This is a genomic window from Dictyobacter arantiisoli, assembly GCF_008326305.1.
Classification (GTDB): domain Bacteria; phylum Chloroflexota; class Ktedonobacteria; order Ktedonobacterales; family Ktedonobacteraceae; genus Dictyobacter; species Dictyobacter arantiisoli.
Genome location: NZ_BIXY01000067.1, coordinates 1 through 17902, shown reverse-complemented (window position 1 = coordinate 17902; position 17902 = coordinate 1). Strand labels below are relative to the sequence as shown.

The following is a 17902-nucleotide window of genomic DNA, read 5'->3' as shown; positions in this document are numbered from 1 at the left end:
ATTTTTTGGTTAACCGCTAAAACATCTTTATCTTACCACCCCAGACAAAGCACTGGCGCGCCTGACAACGCTTACAGGAGTGAAGGAGTTGTAAGGGGAACGCATTCCCCTTGCCGGGGTTCGGGGCGTCCCTGAAAAATCCTTTTTATTTTCTTTTACCCGCCGCCAAAGGCGGCAAAAAAGACAACATGAAGCTTGACAGAGATTGTAATCATTGCTATCATAAGACGACGCAAATGATAGGTGGCATCACCATGTCAAAAAAGAGCTAGTAACTTCCCCTCAAGAGCCCCACAAAAGCTTCTTGTGTGGGGTCAGCCCCCTACGCTGAATGGGTAAAAGTGTTTAAATCGCTATGCCAGCATGTCAGCTTCGGCCAGACAAATCATTTGAGAAAGTCAAAGAAACAGCATCCAGGACCAGGGAACTGTTAAGGATGGCGCACCACCCATGCCTCCGGCGTATCCCCCTGGATTTATGCGTAGGGCACATTTATTAGGAGAAACAAACACATGTTTGCAATTATCAAAAATGGTGGACGGCAATACAAGGTTTCCGTAGGCGAGAAGCTCGAAGTAAACCGTCTTGTAGCTGAAGAAGGCGAGCAAATCCGTATCGGTGAGGTTCTCCTCGTCGTGAATGGTAGCGACACCTTCGTGGGTGCCCCATACGTGGAAAAGGCCGAGGTTGTGGCAACAGCTGAGAGTCACACTCGCGGCGAGAAATTGATCGTCTTCAAATATAAATCCAAAAAGCGCTATCGCCATCGCCGTGGCCATCGCCAGGAACTGACAGTTCTGCGCATTGACGATATTGTCTCAGATGGTAAAAGCCTGGTTGAGAAAGCAAAGTAAACAGCCAGACGGCGTACTACCGATAACGTAACGGAAGGAAAAAAACATGGCTCACAAAAAAGGTATGGGTAGCTCTCGTAACGGTCGAGATAGCAAACCTAAGATGCTTGGCGTCAAGCGCTATGATGGTCAGTTAGTGACAGCTGGCAGCATTATCGTACGTCAGCGCGGAACCAAGATTCGCCCGGGTGTCAATGTCGGCGTTGGCCGCGACCACACCCTGTTCGCATTAACCGATGGCTATGTCAAATTTGGTCATGCCACCCGCGAACGCAAATTAGTCAACATTGTCAGCGAGTTTCCAGATCGCCCATCGATTGCCGAGCTGCTCGCAGCTCAGGAAGCAGCCCTTGTTGCTGAGTAGCCTGATCGGGCTATCTCAAAAACACTGATCACAGACCAGCCGCTTTGCAGTCTTCACTGCTGAAGTGGCTGGTTTTTTTCTTTTTGCATCTCACATTACCTTTTACGCACTCCATAGTGTCCTCTCATCAAGCCGAGGCATTAATGTATATAAGAAAATCAGCATCTTATCCGAATTTGCGACAGGTTTGCGACAGTTTGTCATAAATATGTGACAAAAAAGGGTTATACTTCAAAAAGAAAACACATACAGTATTGGAACATATACCTTTATCATTATTATGATTTGCATTCTGATAGCTGTATTCAACAATTTATACTTTTTAATCTTGCACATTACAACCAACCAACCAACCAAGGAAGGAAGAACTCATGGTGTATGGACCGACAACTGTGCCAGACACACAAGATTCACAGATAACTTCCCAACGCTCCAGCGAGGTGGTGCTGAGCATCCATAACCTCAGCAAACAATATGGGCAGCGTATGGCGGTGAATAATCTGAATCTTGAATTACATAAAGGCGATATCTTTGGCTTTCTAGGCCCCAACGGCGCCGGTAAGACTACGACAATCCGCATGGTCCTGGGCTTGATTACGCCTACCACAGGCGAGATCCAGATTCTGGGCAAGGAACTCAAACAGCATCGTGCGCAGGTCCTGCCGCGCGTCGGTGCCTTGATTGAGACGCCCGCGCTCTATCTCTATATGTCTGGCCGTGACAATCTACGCGCCATTGGTGACTCACTCGGTGGGGTCTCCAAATATCGTATCGATGAGATTTTGGAACTGGTAGGCCTGACCAGTCGGCAGAAGGATAAGGTCAAAACCTACTCTCTGGGTATGAAACAGCGCCTGGGTATCGCGATCTCGCTCCTGCAAGATCCAGACGTGGTAATTCTGGACGAGCCAGCCAACGGTCTTGATCCCGCCGGTATTGTTGAGATGCGCGATCTGATGCACCAGCTATCCGCTGAAGGCAAGACCGTCTTGATCTCCAGCCACTTACTCAGTGAGATCCGACTGATCTGTACGCGTATTGCGATTATCGCACGTGGCTCTCTGATCCGTGAAACAACTATTGATGAGTTGTTACAGGGCGAAGGCCAGTTTAACGTCCAGCTTGAGAATGCGCAGAGCGCGTTACAGATCGTCAAGGAACAGCCCTGGGGCCGCAATGCCTATGTAAATGATAAGGGTGCTCTGGTCACGCTGACACCCACCGGCAAGGGCCGTGACCTCAATCTTTTCCTGGTACAGGCAGGCTTTGCGCCTGATGCCTTGACGCCTACCACCAAGGATCTGGAAAAGATATTCCTGGAATTGACCAATAGCGAGGCTGGAGAATAAATATGAGCACTATCGCAAATTCCAAGCTTGTCACCAGCGCAGAGGAGCGTGCACAGCTTCGCGCCTCTACCCCCAGCTTTTTCGGCCTGGTGCGCGGTGAACTACTCAAATTGTCGCGCCGCTGGTCCACCTGGATTCCCCTGGTGATCACCTTGCTCTTTATCGCGGCCTGTATGTTCTTGCAAACGCTCCGTTCGGGCCTGAAGGACTATCTGACGACCGATCCACTCCATGCTCTCTATGGGTATTCTGAGAATGGATTGGGCTTTACTCGCGCCTTCATCGGACTCTATCTCCTGATCTTGACGGCCTATGTGATTGGCCTGGAATATCAGATGGGTACAATCCGCGTGTTGATTTCGCGTGGTGTGGGTAAGCTGCAATTGCTGGCTGCCAAAGTTACCACGATTGCGATTGTGGCCGTCCTGGTACTCATCGTCGCGCTCATCCTCAACGTCATCATGATGGGTGTTGTACTCATTATAGGTACGGGTAATCTGAACGCGTTGAATTCGCTAACCCCACAATTCTGGTCCGACACGCTCGTCTCCCTGAGCACAATCCTGGTCAGTATGCTTGTCACGATCCTGCTGGGGACAGCAGCCAGCGTGCTGGGACGCTCACTCACGATTGGACTGGCTCTGGGCCTGGCCTGGTTCCCGGTTGATAATATTGGATCACAATTCTTTGGTCTGGGTTATGAGCTCTCCAAGAATAATTTCTGGCTGGATGCGACTGCCTACTTCCTGGGCCCGAACTTGAACCGCATGGCTGGCGCGATTTTGCCCGCCTCGCTCCATGTCACAGCGATCCTCTTCAAGCCGCTGGTAGAGGTTGACGGTTCCCATACGCTATGGGTAGCGGCAGTCTACGGAGCCATCTTCCTGGCAGCATCCATTCTGCTCACAAAATTCCGCGATATCAAAGAATAACCATTCTTACTCCTGGCGTATGCCAGATAACGCACAGAGGCCTGCTGAGTTCTCGTGAAGAGTTCTCGCAGGCCTCTGTGCGTTATCTGGCATACGCCAGGAGTTACAAGTAATTAGTTACCCTGTGTATGACTGGCTGTGCGCAGACTGGCATCCACAGTGATAGCTCCATCGGTGCTAAGCTTGATCGGGCTCTTGATGCCCAGAATGTGCTGGCAGTTCAGACCATTGGCCCCCCAACTGGTGTTGAAGCGCTGGGCCAGAAAGGTGAAAAGATTGTTAGCCAACATCACATCCGCGGAAGGTTGCAATTGGGTATAGGCACGATCCGCAAAAATGCGCTGCGGGGCGGTATTCAAGAGGTTCTGACAATAGGTCGCCGTACTGGCATCAGCACGACTGGCAACCTGCGCCTGATTCACGCTAGCTCGATAGAGATTGAGCTTGCTTAGATCAGCCTTCCCATTCACCACGACCATAGGATCATTGTTGGGAACCAGAGCCATTGGAGCAGCCTGATGAGCGGCGGCCTGCAATTCGTCCAACGGTTGCGCGGTAACAGAGTGACCAGCATCAGCCAGATCAGGAGCGGTCCAGGGCTTGCAGCCCAGCGCATTATCCAGGGCAACCGCTAGCAGGCGGTTATCACTGCCGTTGGTGACGACGGTCGCTTGCGGCAAGAGCGCCGTATTGGCAGCGGTATGCTGCGCCAGACGACCCGTCTGACGGTCAAGCAGATAATCGCTATTGACATTATCGCTCTGATCCTGGTCGATCAGGCTAAAGTCACGTACACTGGGACAGGTCATGCCATCGTTGCCGGTGCCCAATGCTGGCACTACCAGCTTGCCAGCCTGGATTGCCTGATTGGCGGCCTTATAGAAGGCGGTGGCGTTACAAAAAGCAACCTGTCCAAAATCTGAGCCGCGTAATCCATTAACACAATTACTCACCTGCAAGTTCTGGTAAGAACCTGCCAGGGTGAGATCGGTACCGTTAAAACCAAACCAGAGGCCCACAATCGCGTTTTGTGGCAGATTTGGCACTACCGGCGCGATAGCAGGCTGATCCCCTTTGTCGATGACAAGAGGATTATAAATAGAGATCTGGTTGGTCTGAGGATCAAAAATAGCACCCTGCACAAAGGCTTGTTGCTTGATATTCGATTCGCGGCAGGCTCCCTGACCACGATCAGTCGCAACCAGGCGATAAGGAGTCGCCAATCCTTGAGCAGTCAGGGGATTGGGCGGCACGATCAGCGTACAAGCTCCATTCACAGCTTTAGCCTTGTTTCCCTGTGCATGAGAACCGAGGGTGGGTTGAATGAACAGGTAGATGCCTGCTCCTACCAGCAGAATGAGTGAGCATAGAGAACCCAGATAGACAAAGGGCGAAAAACGCCGTGAGCCTCTAGTATGATGAGATGACAACCGAACATGCGATACGCGCGACCGCTTTAATCTCTGCATAATGGTACTCTCTTCCATTCAGGATAATCCTGATTATTTGGTACGCATCCATGCGGAGAAGACAGAACAACGCAACAACTCTACCCATCCTATATGCAGATCGTTACGCACAGTTCTGTGCTAGAAAACAGCCACAGTACACCACCATGAACCGATAAAAATATTTTTGCGACATAATGACTAATATTGATACATGCAAATAAATAATAACATACCGACAAATAGGGATAGATATTCAAGCCACGATTTTAGTACTTTTCTACCATCCGCTTCATATCTCTCAGCGGCGACTACGCTTTGCGGGCCAGGGAGATAATTTCTGCGATGATGGCGGCAATGAGAATAATAAGGGCGGTGAGCACACTCCAGCTATGCAGTGCTCTCAGGATAAGATTAAGGATGATGATCAGGGTAAGCAGGCTGCCCTGTCGGAAGGCCTGCTGACCGGTGGCCTGGTATCGCCGTGTGAAGAGGAGGCGTTGCCCGAGGAGGTAGGCACTGGGAACAAAGATAGTTAAAAGCGCCAGGGCAAGCAGGACGAAGAATGTCAGCAGAGGAAGGGTCGAGGAGGGGCGAACATAATAGGTGAAATAGAATAGACCGCCCCAGGCAACCGGGGCGATCACGAATAAATGCAATAATGAGAAGCGTTTCTTCATAATAAAAACAACTTACCTACCTCATAAGATTGAAGCCTTTGTTGCCGTTGAGCGGGGCATCCGTGCGACGGCGGCTCTCCTGCGTTTCAGACCTGAAGTATTGTTGCCAGAGATCCGGTGCGTCTTTGCTTTCTCCTCCATGCTGCGTATAACGGGTACGCACGCGACAGATAACAGGAGTGTTGACAGCGGCTCCTGCGACGATGACCTGTCCTTTGGAAAGGGCTGGCAGGTTCCCTAGTAGATCACGGCCAACACCTTCAATCGCGGCTCCTACACTCTTCTGGTCAAGCTCATTGACGATACGCATAATACACTGCGTCTGACATTGACTCAATACATCAGCATCCAGTTTACCGGGACGCTGGCTGATCAGGCCAACCCCAATACCGAACTTTCGTCCTTCAGCCAGGACTTGCTTGAGAATGCTTGTCGATACCACTTCAGTGCCGCCCGGCGCGAAGTGGTGGGCCTCTTCCAATAGGACAAAGACAGGATAGGGGAGATACGATTCACCGGAATGAACTTTGCCACGTTCAGTATCCATACGCGCCTGATTTAAGCGCCGTAAGAGGGTAGCGACAATGACTTGCTGATCGCGTTCGTCGATCTCATTGAGCTGCAAAACAGTACATTGACCGGGTCGGAAGATTTCAGGCAAATCCAGATGTTGCGTGTCATCGAAGGTGAAGCTATGCTCAAAGCGCTGCTCGATACGCCATGTCAGTGCATGCACAGTACTTGAATCGTCGGCCCCTTCACTATCCTCATCACTCTTCTGGCGCGCAACGGTTTTCAGAGCCTGCTTCAGATCCGCCACACCCCAGGGATGACTGCGTTTAGTCTCATGGACCTTGCGCAGGGCACGGCTTAAGAGATATTGTTGCTTCTCCGTCATCTCTGGCAAGAGTTGACGCATATCTCCCATATTGAGCGTCGAGATACGCACTTTCACCTGATCCGGCTTATAGATCTGTACCTGAGCACGGTAGCCACTGCCCGTGCCATCCCCGTCCTCTGAGAACTGCGGAAAGTTTGCGATCTGATCCAGCGTACTATATTCGCCATGTGGATCAACAATAAGCACACAGGCTTTATTCTGGGCCTTCATGAGTTCTTCAATCACAACGCTCGCCAGATAACTTTTACCAGCGCCGGTACTGGCAATAATCGCCAGATGAGTGCTCACCAGATCCTTCACAGAGAGGACTATCGGCACCGCACCGGGCGCGCGCGTCAGGAGTGAACCAATCGTCGCAGAGCCGGGATCGTGGTCTTTCTTGCGGCTTAGAATGCCTTCTAGCATCACATTATCCGCCAGATAAATTTGCTTGCCCGATTGAGGAGGTATCCAGGGATTGATAAACGAGCCGGTCACAGCATCATAGTAGCCCATAATCGCAACATGCAACTCGAATAGCTCATTGGTGAGCGAGTTGTAGCCAACCATCGCCGCAACCTGTGCGGGCGGAATCTCTGGCTCGCCAAGAAAGGTATCGGGATAGAGTTGCAGCGGGAGGCGTTTGATGATACGTCCCAGGACGCGTCGCATGGGGACGCGATTGGCTGCTCCAGTGTCACTACTTACATCGGGATCAACCAATTCATAGTAAACATATTCGCCGTTCTTAAGCACCTGCTCATCATCACGCGAGACAAAGGTATATTCATGCGTCTCCTCGCCCGGCCCTTTGGTGATGCCGACAGGTCGACGCAACGCGGATTGAACGGGAGCCGCTGGCTGTGTAAAATCAAACATCTCTGGGGCCCTCCACTAACCCGTTGTTTCAACTTTGAGCCGCCAGGCAAAATTGCGCTTGACAATGGAAAGTAATGCGACATTCTCTGGAAACAGGCGCTCTAGTTGATCAATAATACGCAGCGTCACCATAGGCAACAGGCTACTGCGCTGCGCGATAATATGCGGAATATATCCCATATGCAAATAGGGATCTTGACTGTTGGGGCCACCGGCAGGATCGCGAAACAGGTGAAAGGCACATACCTCAGCATCATCCATCGTCTCAATCACGCTATCCAATTCGAGTGAGAGCAAAGGGACACCATGCATCACAGACAAGACCTCGGGCTCACGTCCAAACAGGGTACGCTGCTCCAACATGCCCAACACCATAATATAGGTCAGCACAGCCTTCTCAGAGATATAGTCGGGAGAGAATAATTCCACCTGCATCTCATTGGAGAGACGAGGCCCCAGAGAACCAAAAGCAGGATTTTGTAGAATAGTGTCGTAAATGATACCAACCGCATAGGTCACTGGTTCCTGACTCTGACCCAGTGCCTCACCAAATAAAGCATCTGGATCATCCCCATGCTCACTACGCACAGCGATACGCACAAAACGCCCGAAGGCATAGTCCGCAGGCGCGGGTTGGACATCAGCCTCACGCGGGCCAAAGACCTGACAGACATAATTAATATGGGAATCTGACTTGACGATTTTCCCGATTTTCATTTCCAAACCTCTCGGGGAGCCACATAAAATGCTTCCACTGCATATGTCCCTGCCAACAACCAGACGCTGCATCCAGTACATATCACGCAACATCACGTGCCTCTGACCATTAGCAGCAAACGGATAAAAGTTCGCACTATGCCCCAGACAAACGATGATTAGAACAAATGGTTTGGCGGCATTATAGCACAGACATTGACCAGTTGGCGTTAACGGCATCTCCAGTGGTACCTCTGTGGTCCACACATGCTTATCTTCTCTAGCATTCCTTTTCTCGCCCTATGGTACGGAAAAGAAAAAAAGGAAGGATGTGGATATGAGAAGCAAAAAGAGTTCGCGTCTGTCCTCGTTCGTTTCACCACATACGTATACTACTATAGAAATCACTATGCGGTGAAGCTCAAAAAGGATTTTGCCTGCATTTTTCTTGCGAGATTGCGCATCGGCTTGACAACAGCCCGCTCCATCGCATACAACTAAACATGTGGATTATATCCGCTCAAGCGCGCTCATTCGACAAACGCCAAACGGAGCGGTTTGAGCCCTCAACGTCAAACTAGGAGGGATCAACCTCCTAATTATATTTGAGTAAGGAGAGATGTTTTATGGCTTTTGAGCTTCCAAAACTGCCCTACGCTTATGATGCATTAGAGCCCTATATCGATACACAAACCATGCAACTGCACCATGATAAACACCATGCCACCTATGTAAGCAATTTAAATGGTGCTGTAGAAGGCACAGCATTCGCTAGCCTGCCCATCGAAGAAGTGATCCGCCGCCTCAATGAAGTACCCGAGGCCAAACGGACCGTTGTGCGCAACAACGGAGGTGGTCATATCAACCACACCGCTTTCTGGGAGTCCATGACCCCTGGTGGCAGTAAAGAGCCTACCGGCGAACTGGCAAATGCGATCAACGCCAAATTCGGCTCTTTCAGCGCCTTCAAAGATACCTTCAATGATGCCGGTGCCAAACGCTTCGGTTCTGGCTGGGCCTGGCTCGTTCTCGATAAAAACGGCAATCTGGCTGTCACCTCGACCGCCAATCAGGATAGCCCTCTGATCGATGGCAACATTCCCCTGCTCGGCAACGACGTCTGGGAACATGCTTACTATCTGAAATATCAGAATAAGCGCGTTGACTATCTGGCTGCCTGGTGGAACGTTGTCAACTGGGACATTGTTGCTCAGCGCTACGCGGCTGCCAAACACTAATCTCGACAGCCCACAAAAACCAGGAACCGGCTTCCTCCCATGTGGAGAGGCCGGTTCCTTTTTAATCTCTTATTATCATTTTATATAAGCATGATCCTTACTTTTTTGATTGTGCATCAATTGGATCATGGATTAACGTGACGATACCTTGCTCAGCAGGGGTGGAAACGCTAGGTGGATCTTGAAAGCCAAAACGCATAAAACCTACAAGGCCAAGAGCTATCATGGTAAAAGCGCAGAGCAAAATGCCGAACATGATAGAGACATGTGCAAATAAGGGAAAGGCTAGAAAAAGGCCCAGCGAAGATCCAATATTTGCCAGCATCATGCGTAAGCTGTAGACCTTGCCCAGCGAGGATAAAGGCAGGTCAATTTGCATGATATTGAGCATGGTAATATCTCCCATTGGCCCTCCAAGCGCTGCCAATGCTGATCCAATTATGGCGATAGCTGGCGAATGGGCACAGGCAATTATGATAAAACCAAGGCCAACGATGATTTTGCCACAAAAGATCATGACACCACGTCTCTGTAAGGCAATGCTTCCCAATATCAGATTGCTGATGACATTACCAACACCATAAGCTCCGACGATCAAGCCATATACACCAATATTCCCTTTCAGTACACGATCTGCAAGCAAGGGCACACCAATTAAAAAGCCTGCGCTCCAGGCCAGATTCATAAGACCATTGAGCAGCAAAGTCCAGGCCAGCAGCTTGTGCTGTCCGACTAAGCGCACGGCACCGCTGATCTCATACCAGATCCCTCGTAGGCCGACCTGCTTTTGCAATGACGATTGGGCTTTCCAGACAATATGCCGTCCTAACGAAAGGATTGCCAGGGCAGAAATGACAAAGCTGATAGCGTCAAGCGTAAAAAATTGGGATAAGGGCAAGAATAATATCAATAGACCGGCCATGCTGGGACCCAGGGCACGCGCAACCCGGCTGGTAATATCCATCAACCCATTGGTGGCTTGCAACGTCCGCGCATCACCAGCCAGGGCGGGCAGACTGGCCTGTAAGGCAGGATCAAACAGCGATCCCAGGCTACCAATAACCACAGCACCTGCAACAAGCTCCCAGAATTGTAACATGCCCAATGTTGCCAGGAGCGCCAATAAAGCCACCGCTCCGGCACGCACAATATCCACCAGCACCATAACCTTACGTCGATCCCAGCGGTCAGCATAGACACCACCAAGCAGGCCAAAGACCAGTTGTGAACTGGCCTGAGCCGCTGCAACCACACTGGCCTCACTGCCCACCGCCTTTACTGCAATCCAGATTACAGCCAGACTATATAAATAATCACCCATCGCAGATAATACCTGGCTCACCCAGAGTATTGCGATCCTGGGACGCGCTAACACTTTTAAAAATCCCATCAGAACAGCGCACTCCATTCCACATTCATAGATTAATATAGAACCAGTGTAGAAGAGTTGGTGCTATCATACAATCCTATATTGCTTATACTTGCTATTCATTTTTTTGATACGACAGGTGAACACGCTTATGGATACTGAGCAACTGATTACCTTTGAACAGGTGGTGCGTGAGGGAAGCTTTAGCCGGGCGGCGCGGACACTGAATCTGTCCCAACCTACCATGAGTACCCGCATTCAGGCGCTAGAAGAAGAGATAGGTGGACCATTATTCGTCCGTGGTGGTCGCAAGGTGACACTCACTGAACGTGGTGAAAGCTTCCTTCCCTATGCCAGACGGGCGTTAGAAGTACTCCATGAAGGAAGAGAGGTCGCGCAACTCACGCAGGAGGGTCAACGCGGGCGTATCACCATAGGCACTATCGAATCATATAGTACTGGCTTTTTAGCCGCAACCATCGCCAATTTCCATCGCAGCCATCCAGAGGTAGAAATCTTCGTTCGCACAGGTCATAGCAATCAAATCGAGCACATGCTCTACGATGGGGTCGTCAAACTGGGATTGATAAGCTGGCCTTTTCTTAATCCTGATCTGACTGAAATAGTGCGCTTCCGTGAGCCACTGGTCTTTGTTGCGCCTCCCGGACATCCCCTGACACAACAGCAAACGGTAACCGCTGAAGATATCCATCTTCTCGCCAGGCCACTCCTTATTGTGCATCATAGCTTTATCTTACATGACATTCTCGCCCGCATTTATCCCCATCCCGAACGCACCATGGAATTACCAGCGCAAACGGCCTGCGAACTCCTACGGCAGGGAGTGGGAGCGGCATTTATCGCACGCACAGTGATTGCCAGGGATCTGGCTGCTGGACATGTGGTAGAACTTCAGGTGCGGGATATTCCAGCTAGCTACCTGGAATGTGCGCTTGTCCGCCTCGCCCGTAACCAGTTAGCACACACTGCAACCAACGCATTTGTCACGACATTAGCCGATCAAGCTGGCACTATGTGTATTCATCCAGCGAGAAATGAAAAATAAAGCAGTAGCGTAGTAGCGTATACATGCAGGCAATTCGATAGCGCTTGACGCTACTTTGTTCCCTTTGCTACACTAATGCGATAGGAAAACGCCTGTCTAGTTGAAGAAAGAGATGTCAGTTGAGTACCCGGGACGATGCGCCGATAGGGCCAAACGTCAGCATACACACCTACGATTTGTCATTCCTCTGCGATCTGGCAGAAGATGAAACCTATACATTATCTGCTGAGGCGCAGGCGCTTCTGCAACAGCAGAAAGAGCTGCTACAGCAGGCAACGAGCGTCACTATCCTGTTGGGAGGCAAGGCTGGCCGCCTGGGTGAGTGTGTCGTTGCAACCGCTTTATTGACGGGTACACTGGAGGCACTGCGCCTTTTACAAAAAGAAGGTACTCCAGTCCAAATCCTGGTTGATCAGAACTCAGCAGACCTCTTTCAGCAAGACAATTATCAGCAACAATACTGGCCTGAGATTACTATCCAACCCTGTGCACAACCGCCCCAGGATCTTACAGACCTGACGAGCATCCACCCGGCAAAGACATCCACTCAAGAGCAGGAATGCCTGCTGGTCCTCAACTTTCATGGAGCACACGATGGAATGCCGTATCTGGCACTGGCAGAGGATGCACCCACCACAGAGCACGAACCAGGACGTGCAGTGGCAATTCTGGAAAATCTCTTTCGTGTGGGCGTTCGTAACTATGCTCAGCGCGGCGCAGAAGAGCGCTACGCGGCCTTTATCAGCACCCTGTTTGCAACGAAATTAACCGCCACGATTCAGCCTCAGCTTCTCCTTTCAGAGCAGGATGAACAACGCTACCAGGAATTGATACGCGACTGGAATATCGATACTCGAGCATTTCAGGTGGCCTGTTTCTTTCAATCAGTGGTCCTGGCAAAATGCTATGAGCGCTGGGATGAGGTAATGCAACTTATCTGCGACTATTTCGCTCAGCAGCTACCACAACAATCCTTGCTCTTTCTCCTACCTTGCGGTCCCGATACCGATCTCCCTGACGGCTTTAAACAGGCCGATATGGTTGAATGGCTACAGGATTTCACGGGCAGCGGGCAAAACGCACGTGTCATGATCAAAAGAACACAATCATTACGCGATCTTGCAATTCTGACCAGCCATGCCCATCTTGCGCTATCAAATGATACCGGACCCGGACATATCGCGGGTGCATTGCATATTCCTACCTTCGTTCCCTTCTTGCCAGGCACGATCTATGCACGTGACATCTGGTCCTCGACCCCCTGGCATCATGGCGTCACCCTCGAGCCTAATCCCTACAGCTATCAGCAGCTAGTCGCAGCCGTGACCTGGGGAAAGACCGACATTATCGACATGATTGAACCTCAACAAATTTTTCAAGCCATGCTTCCTTACCTGCCTACCAACCAGAGCTAGTAAATATAATATGCATATGCATGAATATAGTAAGGATTTATTAATATAATTTTGATGAAAAAGCGGGTAAAACTGATTGACATACTTGCGTCGATCAATCTAAACTATAGCTATCACTAGTGTGTCGTATGGAAGTTGAAGTGAGAAAGGTTGGGGTTATGTTTTCGACACTAATACAACGCATAAAATGTTCTATGGCCCGTCTCTTCTATGAAATTGCCAGAACCCGATATGAAGCACAACATTGGACACAAACACGTAGCTGTTCCTCCTGTAGTAAACAAATTCCGTATGATGCTCTATTTTGTGCCTATTGTGGTAAGCATCTCAATACAGCAGCCACCACGCCTCTTCCGGCACAGCCCACGCTGGCATTTGATTTTCCTGAAAACGACTCCCTTGATATAAAGCCCATTTCAATCATATTGCCAGAGCCGAAACCGACGCCGCAGAGCTTTTTGAGCTATGTACGCTCCACGAAAGAAAATGTGGGGCCAGCCACAATGGCTCATCGCCAGGTGCAGGATTATTATCGCAATCCATCGAAAACACGTCGGTAAAAAAAGATAGTCATATCTATACGTTCTGCCGGGTGCGCCGCTGCACTGCTTCCACCCGGCATCCAAAAACCTTTCCCCGAGGATAGACAGCTATTTCTTGCTATATGGTGCGCAAGTTTTCAGCTCTATGCTCCTGGAGATAGTACTTATTGCAAAAGCTATTGACTTATCCACACTTATCCACATTTGATGTGGATAAGTGTGGATAAGTACCTAAAATTGTGGATAACTTTTCTTTGCATGCCCAAAAGCTTTGAGATGCCGGTTCTGCTCTAACCTTTTACCGCACCTGCGGTTAAGCCTGAAACGATACGGCGCTGGAAGAGTAATACCAGTATCACCAGTGGGATGGTGACAATAATCGCTGCCGCAGCCAGTTGCCCATAAGCGATTACATGCTCTGAATTAAAGCGGGTAATACCTACCGTCACCGGCTGTGCACGCTCATCGCTGGTCAGGTTTAATCCAAAGAGGAAATCGTTCCAGACGGCAATGAAGGAGAGAATCGCCGCTGCGAAGACGCCCGGCGCGGTCAGTGGCAGGATAATCTTCCACAAGACATAAAGGCGCGAAGCCCCATCCACTCGCGCCGACTCTTCCAGGTCCGGCGGGAGATCCTTAAAGAAGGAGGTCAGAAACCAGATGGTAAGCGGCAGCGTCAGGATCAAATCTGGGATGATCAGCGCAAGATAGGTATTGTAGAGATAGATCGGCCCTGTGAAGAAGACAAACAAAGGACCAATCATCGCAATAAAGGGAAACATGTTGACAGAGAGGATCAAAGACAAGATGGTTGACTGTCCAACAAACTTCATACGTGCCAGTGCATAAGCGCATAATGTCCCAAACAGGAGGGATAAAAGGGTTGTCAGCACAGCGATAATTGTGCTATTGCGCAATGTTGGCAAGAAGAAAGAGGACTGAAAGACCAGGATGTAGTTATCCAACACCCAGACATGCGGTAGCAGTGTTGGCGGCGCGGCGTTGATCTCAATCCCATTTTTAATCGAGGTAATCCAGGTCCAATAGAGTGGTAACAGCGCCACGGCAACAATGCAGAAGACGGCGACATAGCGCGCAATCATCACCCATTTGCGACTCCTGGCACGCTGCCGATAGGTATTCAGTGTCACTTGTTTAGCTATATGCATGGCACTTCTCCTTGATCCTATCTCAGGTATTATCGCGCATCATAGGAACCAGTAACAGGCTCACGACGATACCAATCAGAAAGACAATCACCGCGACGGCGACACCGGGCGCAAAGTCATAGGCTGTTCCAGCGAACATTTTTAAGTTGGCGTAAGAGGCCAGCGATGGCACAGAACGCAAGCCAAAGACATAGAACAGATCAAAGACGCGAATCGCATCTAGCGCCCGGAAAAGCAGGGCAATCATCAACGGTCGCTTGAGTAGTGGCAAAGTGATATAAAAAAAACGTTGCCAGCGTGTGGTACCATCTACGTCCGAGGCTTCATACATCTCAGTAGGAATGACTTGCAGGCCAGCCAGGATTAGAAGTGCCATAAAGGGGGTCGTCTTCCATACATCCGTGATCACAGAGGCAAAGATGACACCTGCGCTGGTACCCAGGAGGGTCGTACCAGGACCGAGCAGATGGAACATCTGGAGTAGATAGGTGATCACACCAGTCTGATCGTTATACATCAAGAGCCACATCTGCGCGGAGACGACGGTCGGAAAGGCCCAGGGAACCAGGATGACGGTGCGCACTAAACCACGTCCAGGAAAGGTCTGATTGATCAGTAACGCGATACCCAGGCCAAAGATGGTTTCCAATACAACACTACAAACCGCAAAGATAAGCGTGGTTTTGAACGCCAATTGAAAGACAGGATCTATCAGGATCCGTCCATAATTGCGCAAGCCAACAAATCTGGGATGAGCAATCAATGGATTGTTCAACAGGCTGATATGTATCGAGTCTAACATGGGATAAATCGCGATGACAAGGATCAGGATCAAAGTAGGCAAAACAAAGAGATAGGGAGTCCATTGACCCTGCCCGGGTAAGCGGTCACGCCATGAATGAGATGGCGTCTGCGCGCTTTTATGGATCTGGCGGACGACCTGCGTTGCCATAACACACTCTTCCCTTCTACGGATGATACTTGTGACGAACTATGCGGATTGCCATAAAAGACAGCATCCTTATTCGATAGTGCTGTTGATTTGCTTTAATTCATCCTCCAGGCCACGTAAGGCGTCGGAGGGGCGACTTTGCTGCTTGAGTGCCTGATAGACATGGCGCTGGATGGCATCTGAGACGTTGCTATAGCGTGGCGAGACGGGCCGAGGTAATGCCTGTTGTAGCACTGGCTTTAACAGTGCAAATAACGGTCCTTTCTGTAAGACTTCTGGATCGTCATAGGTGCTGAGCAAGGTAACGGCTAATCCTGCCGTGAGCGCCAGCGTTTTCTGGGCTGGAGGCTGCAACATGTAGTGGATAAATTGCCATGCCTGTTCCTGCCGCTGTGAGAAGGCATTGATAGCGAGATTCCAGCCACCAATCGCGGAGTGTCCAACGGTATTGGTGCCCCCATAAGGTATGCTGTGAATCGCAAATCTATTATCGACTTGGGATTGCGCGGCATCTTTACTCATTGCATAGGCATAGGGCCAGTTGCGCATGTAGGCTGCACTACCATTTTGCCAGACCTGGCGAGAAGAATCTTCTAGATACGATGTCACCGCTGCTGGTGATATTGACCCAACCCAACTTACCATCTTCGTCAGCGCGGCTCTACCCTCAGACGAATTCACCGTCACCTGTCTGGGGTTATTGGCTGCCAGGATCGCCCCCCCATAGCCATAGAGGACTTCACAGAAATTACAGACCAGCCCCTCATATTGCGCCCCCTGCCAGACATATCCATAGCGTGTCTTCGCCATCGCGTTCCTGGCGGAAGCAGTCAACTCATCCCAGGATTGTGGAGGTCTGGGAACCAGATCTGTCCGATAATAGAGTAATCCAACGTCGGTACGCAGTGGGGCCGCCCAGATCTTGCCCTGATAGGTACAACCCAGTAAGGGAGCAGTGAGATATTTTGCGCGCTCACTGGCGGGCCAGCGCCGCTCAGAAAGCGGCTTGATCCATTGACTATCGGCAAACTGGGCCGGATAAACAATATCAATCGAAAGCACATCGATACTACTGTCACGAGCACGCAACATATTGTTGTATTTCGCCAGCATATCATCGGAATTCGCAGGGCCCTGGAGCCATGTCACATGAATCCCTTGCTGCTGACCAATGCTCTGATTAAAGCGATCCGCGAGATGTTGATAGGTCTGGGTGGATTCCTGCTCGCTCTGCCAGACAAGATTAATAGACGCGCCATTGCCACCTGAACTATTGCTAGAACCACCACAGGCTTCCAGAAGTGAGACGGCACTACTGCCTGTCAGTCCTAATGCCAGTGCCCGCTCTAAAAAAGTACGACGCGTGATACGGCCTGCGCGGATACGGGAAACAATCTCATCCAACGCTTCGCGTTCTTCAGCTAGCATGTAAGCCTCCTGGGAAAGACTATCCTGCTTCTTCTATGAAATGCAGTGCCCAAATCTATCCACTCACTACTGCTATCACGCCGTTCACTTGCTTATAGGTTCATGTCTACTCCTCACCTCGACTTTGTACAATTTTGAAAACGTGAGCTCGAAAATGCGTCGCACTCACCCTTTTTCTCAGGCTCAAAAGCCTAAAAATGTACAAAGTCGAGGTCAGAGAGTGTTTGATTCCCACTCTCAGCGGAATCTTGCTGCTCACCTGCTGACAGGCGCGCCACCTACTCCAACAAATGAGGGGAAAGAGGAAGACAACCCAGAGAAAAAGGAGGCACTCTTTGTTGACAGCACCGGGGTGCAGCCGCCATCTGAAGAGGGAGTGCACCCCAATACCGCTTCAATAAGGAGAATGTGGAATGCCAATGCATCCGTAGATGCCACCCTTCACGGGTGGAGGGGCATTGCCATCACGCCCCAAAGCCGCACCAGAGCAGGCGGGAAGGAAAGCCAGTGCGAGAGGGTCGTGGCCCTCCACCCGTGAAGGGCAATACCGCTTAAATAACGAGAAAAGGAAGTTTCTTTCTGGCATAATAAAAAAAACGTTACATAGATCCAGAAAGAAAATTCCTTATGCCTTTTAGAAT

17 protein-coding genes are annotated in these 17902 nt (G+C 50.3%); 8 read left to right on the top strand and 9 right to left on the bottom strand.

Annotated features, from left to right (window positions below; translation table 11 throughout):
* Positions 1–494: 494 nt before the first annotated feature.
* From rplU to F1593_RS19365, 4 genes are all read left to right on the top strand, one after another.
* The gene (rplU, locus tag F1593_RS19380) at positions 495–854 is read left to right on the top strand and encodes a 50S ribosomal protein L21 (protein ID WP_371873884.1); all 360 of its coding nucleotides are present in this window, start codon (positions 495–497) and stop codon (positions 852–854) included.
* A 46-nt stretch (positions 855–900) separates the two neighbouring features.
* Positions 901–1218, top strand: a complete 318-nt coding sequence (gene rpmA / locus F1593_RS19375; protein WP_149403218.1) for a 50S ribosomal protein L27 — start codon at positions 901–903, stop codon at positions 1216–1218.
* 371 nt (positions 1219–1589) lie between these two features.
* Positions 1590–2567 (top strand): ABC transporter ATP-binding protein, encoded by a 978-nt coding sequence (locus F1593_RS19370; protein ID WP_149403217.1) that lies wholly within the window; start codon positions 1590–1592, stop codon positions 2565–2567.
* 2 nt (positions 2568–2569) lie between these two features.
* Positions 2570–3499, top strand: a complete 930-nt coding sequence (locus tag F1593_RS19365) for an ABC transporter permease (RefSeq protein ID WP_149403216.1) — start codon at positions 2570–2572, stop codon at positions 3497–3499.
* 113 nt (positions 3500–3612) lie between these two features.
* Here the strand turns inward: F1593_RS19365 and F1593_RS19360 are convergent, their stop codons facing one another.
* From F1593_RS19360 to F1593_RS19345, 4 genes are all read right to left on the bottom strand, one after another.
* Positions 3613–4968, bottom strand: a complete 1356-nt coding sequence (locus F1593_RS19360; RefSeq protein ID WP_149403215.1) for a hypothetical protein — start codon at positions 4966–4968, stop codon at positions 3613–3615.
* A 290-nt stretch (positions 4969–5258) separates the two neighbouring features.
* Positions 5259–5627 carry a hypothetical protein gene (locus tag F1593_RS19355; RefSeq protein WP_149403214.1) on the bottom strand — a complete coding sequence of 123 codons (369 nt, stop codon included), beginning with the start codon at positions 5625–5627 and terminating at the stop codon, positions 5259–5261.
* A 16-nt stretch (positions 5628–5643) separates the two neighbouring features.
* Entirely contained in the window at positions 5644–7386 is a 1743-nt protein-coding gene (locus F1593_RS19350) for an ATP-binding protein (protein WP_149403213.1), read from the bottom strand.
* A 15-nt stretch (positions 7387–7401) separates the two neighbouring features.
* Complete coding sequence (locus tag F1593_RS19345) at positions 7402–8349, bottom strand: DUF8166 family protein (RefSeq protein WP_149403212.1); 948 nt, start codon at positions 8347–8349, stop codon at positions 7402–7404.
* Positions 8350–8708: 359 nt separating this feature from the next.
* Between F1593_RS19345 and F1593_RS19340 the strand changes: the two genes are divergently transcribed.
* Positions 8709–9320 (top strand): superoxide dismutase, encoded by a 612-nt coding sequence (locus F1593_RS19340; protein WP_149403211.1) that lies wholly within the window; start codon positions 8709–8711, stop codon positions 9318–9320.
* Positions 9321–9417: 97 nt separating this feature from the next.
* On the opposite strand, the gene F1593_RS19335 is transcribed toward F1593_RS19340, so the two are convergent.
* Positions 9418–10710 carry an MFS transporter gene (locus F1593_RS19335; protein WP_149403210.1) on the bottom strand — a complete coding sequence of 431 codons (1293 nt, stop codon included), beginning with the start codon at positions 10708–10710 and terminating at the stop codon, positions 9418–9420.
* A 130-nt stretch (positions 10711–10840) separates the two neighbouring features.
* Here F1593_RS19335 and F1593_RS19330 point away from each other — a divergent pair, with 130 nt between their 5' ends.
* The 3 genes from F1593_RS19330 to F1593_RS19320 all read left to right on the top strand — a co-directional run bounded on the left by F1593_RS19330 (position 10841) and on the right by F1593_RS19320 (position 13730).
* Positions 10841–11755 (top strand): LysR family transcriptional regulator, encoded by a 915-nt coding sequence (locus F1593_RS19330; protein ID WP_149403209.1) that lies wholly within the window; start codon positions 10841–10843, stop codon positions 11753–11755.
* A gap of 119 nt (positions 11756–11874) precedes the next feature.
* A complete protein-coding gene (locus F1593_RS19325) occupies positions 11875–13170 on the top strand; it encodes a glycosyltransferase family 9 protein (protein WP_149403208.1) in 1296 nt (431 codons plus the stop codon).
* Positions 13171–13328: 158 nt separating this feature from the next.
* Positions 13329–13730 (top strand): hypothetical protein, encoded by a 402-nt coding sequence (locus tag F1593_RS19320; RefSeq protein ID WP_149403207.1) that lies wholly within the window; start codon positions 13329–13331, stop codon positions 13728–13730.
* A gap of 272 nt (positions 13731–14002) precedes the next feature.
* Here F1593_RS19320 and F1593_RS19315 read toward each other — a convergent pair whose 3' ends face one another.
* From F1593_RS19315 to F1593_RS29045, 4 genes are all read right to left on the bottom strand, one after another.
* The gene (locus F1593_RS19315; protein WP_149403206.1) at positions 14003–14881 is read right to left on the bottom strand and encodes a carbohydrate ABC transporter permease; all 879 of its coding nucleotides are present in this window, start codon (positions 14879–14881) and stop codon (positions 14003–14005) included.
* A 22-nt stretch (positions 14882–14903) separates the two neighbouring features.
* Positions 14904–15833, bottom strand: a complete 930-nt coding sequence (locus F1593_RS19310; RefSeq protein ID WP_149403205.1) for a carbohydrate ABC transporter permease — start codon at positions 15831–15833, stop codon at positions 14904–14906.
* Positions 15834–15902: 69 nt separating this feature from the next.
* Complete coding sequence (locus F1593_RS19305; protein ID WP_149403204.1) at positions 15903–17261, bottom strand: ABC transporter substrate-binding protein; 1359 nt, start codon at positions 17259–17261, stop codon at positions 15903–15905.
* Between the two features lie 441 nt (positions 17262–17702).
* Positions 17703–17902 (bottom strand): hypothetical protein (locus tag F1593_RS29045; protein WP_216368922.1); only part of this gene is annotated, 200 nt, incomplete at its 5' end.

What these genes read in the sequence shown, in the direction of transcription:
- F1593_RS19350 (WP_149403213.1), bottom strand. Translation starts at nt 7,386, where the DNA reads ATGTTTGATTTTACACAGCCAGCGGCTCCCGTTCAATCCGCGTTGCGT.
- F1593_RS19360 (WP_149403215.1), bottom strand. Translation starts at nt 4,968, where the DNA reads ATGCAGAGATTAAAGCGGTCGCGCGTATCGCATGTTCGGTTGTCATCT.
- F1593_RS19305 (WP_149403204.1), bottom strand. Translation starts at nt 17,261, where the DNA reads ATGCTAGCTGAAGAACGCGAAGCGTTGGATGAGATTGTTTCCCGTATC.
- F1593_RS19335 (WP_149403210.1), bottom strand. Translation starts at nt 10,710, where the DNA reads ATGGGATTTTTAAAAGTGTTAGCGCGTCCCAGGATCGCAATACTCTGG.
- F1593_RS19315 (WP_149403206.1), bottom strand. Translation starts at nt 14,881, where the DNA reads ATGCATATAGCTAAACAAGTGACACTGAATACCTATCGGCAGCGTGCC.
- F1593_RS19355 (WP_149403214.1), bottom strand. Translation starts at nt 5,627, where the DNA reads ATGAAGAAACGCTTCTCATTATTGCATTTATTCGTGATCGCCCCGGTT.
- F1593_RS19370 (WP_149403217.1), top strand. Translation starts at nt 1,590, where the DNA reads ATGGTGTATGGACCGACAACTGTGCCAGACACACAAGATTCACAGATA.
- rpmA (WP_149403218.1), top strand. Translation starts at nt 901, where the DNA reads ATGGCTCACAAAAAAGGTATGGGTAGCTCTCGTAACGGTCGAGATAGC.
- F1593_RS19320 (WP_149403207.1), top strand. Translation starts at nt 13,329, where the DNA reads ATGTTTTCGACACTAATACAACGCATAAAATGTTCTATGGCCCGTCTC.
- F1593_RS19365 (WP_149403216.1), top strand. Translation starts at nt 2,570, where the DNA reads ATGAGCACTATCGCAAATTCCAAGCTTGTCACCAGCGCAGAGGAGCGT.
- F1593_RS19310 (WP_149403205.1), bottom strand. Translation starts at nt 15,833, where the DNA reads ATGGCAACGCAGGTCGTCCGCCAGATCCATAAAAGCGCGCAGACGCCA.
- F1593_RS19340 (WP_149403211.1), top strand. Translation starts at nt 8,709, where the DNA reads ATGGCTTTTGAGCTTCCAAAACTGCCCTACGCTTATGATGCATTAGAG.
- F1593_RS19330 (WP_149403209.1), top strand. Translation starts at nt 10,841, where the DNA reads ATGGATACTGAGCAACTGATTACCTTTGAACAGGTGGTGCGTGAGGGA.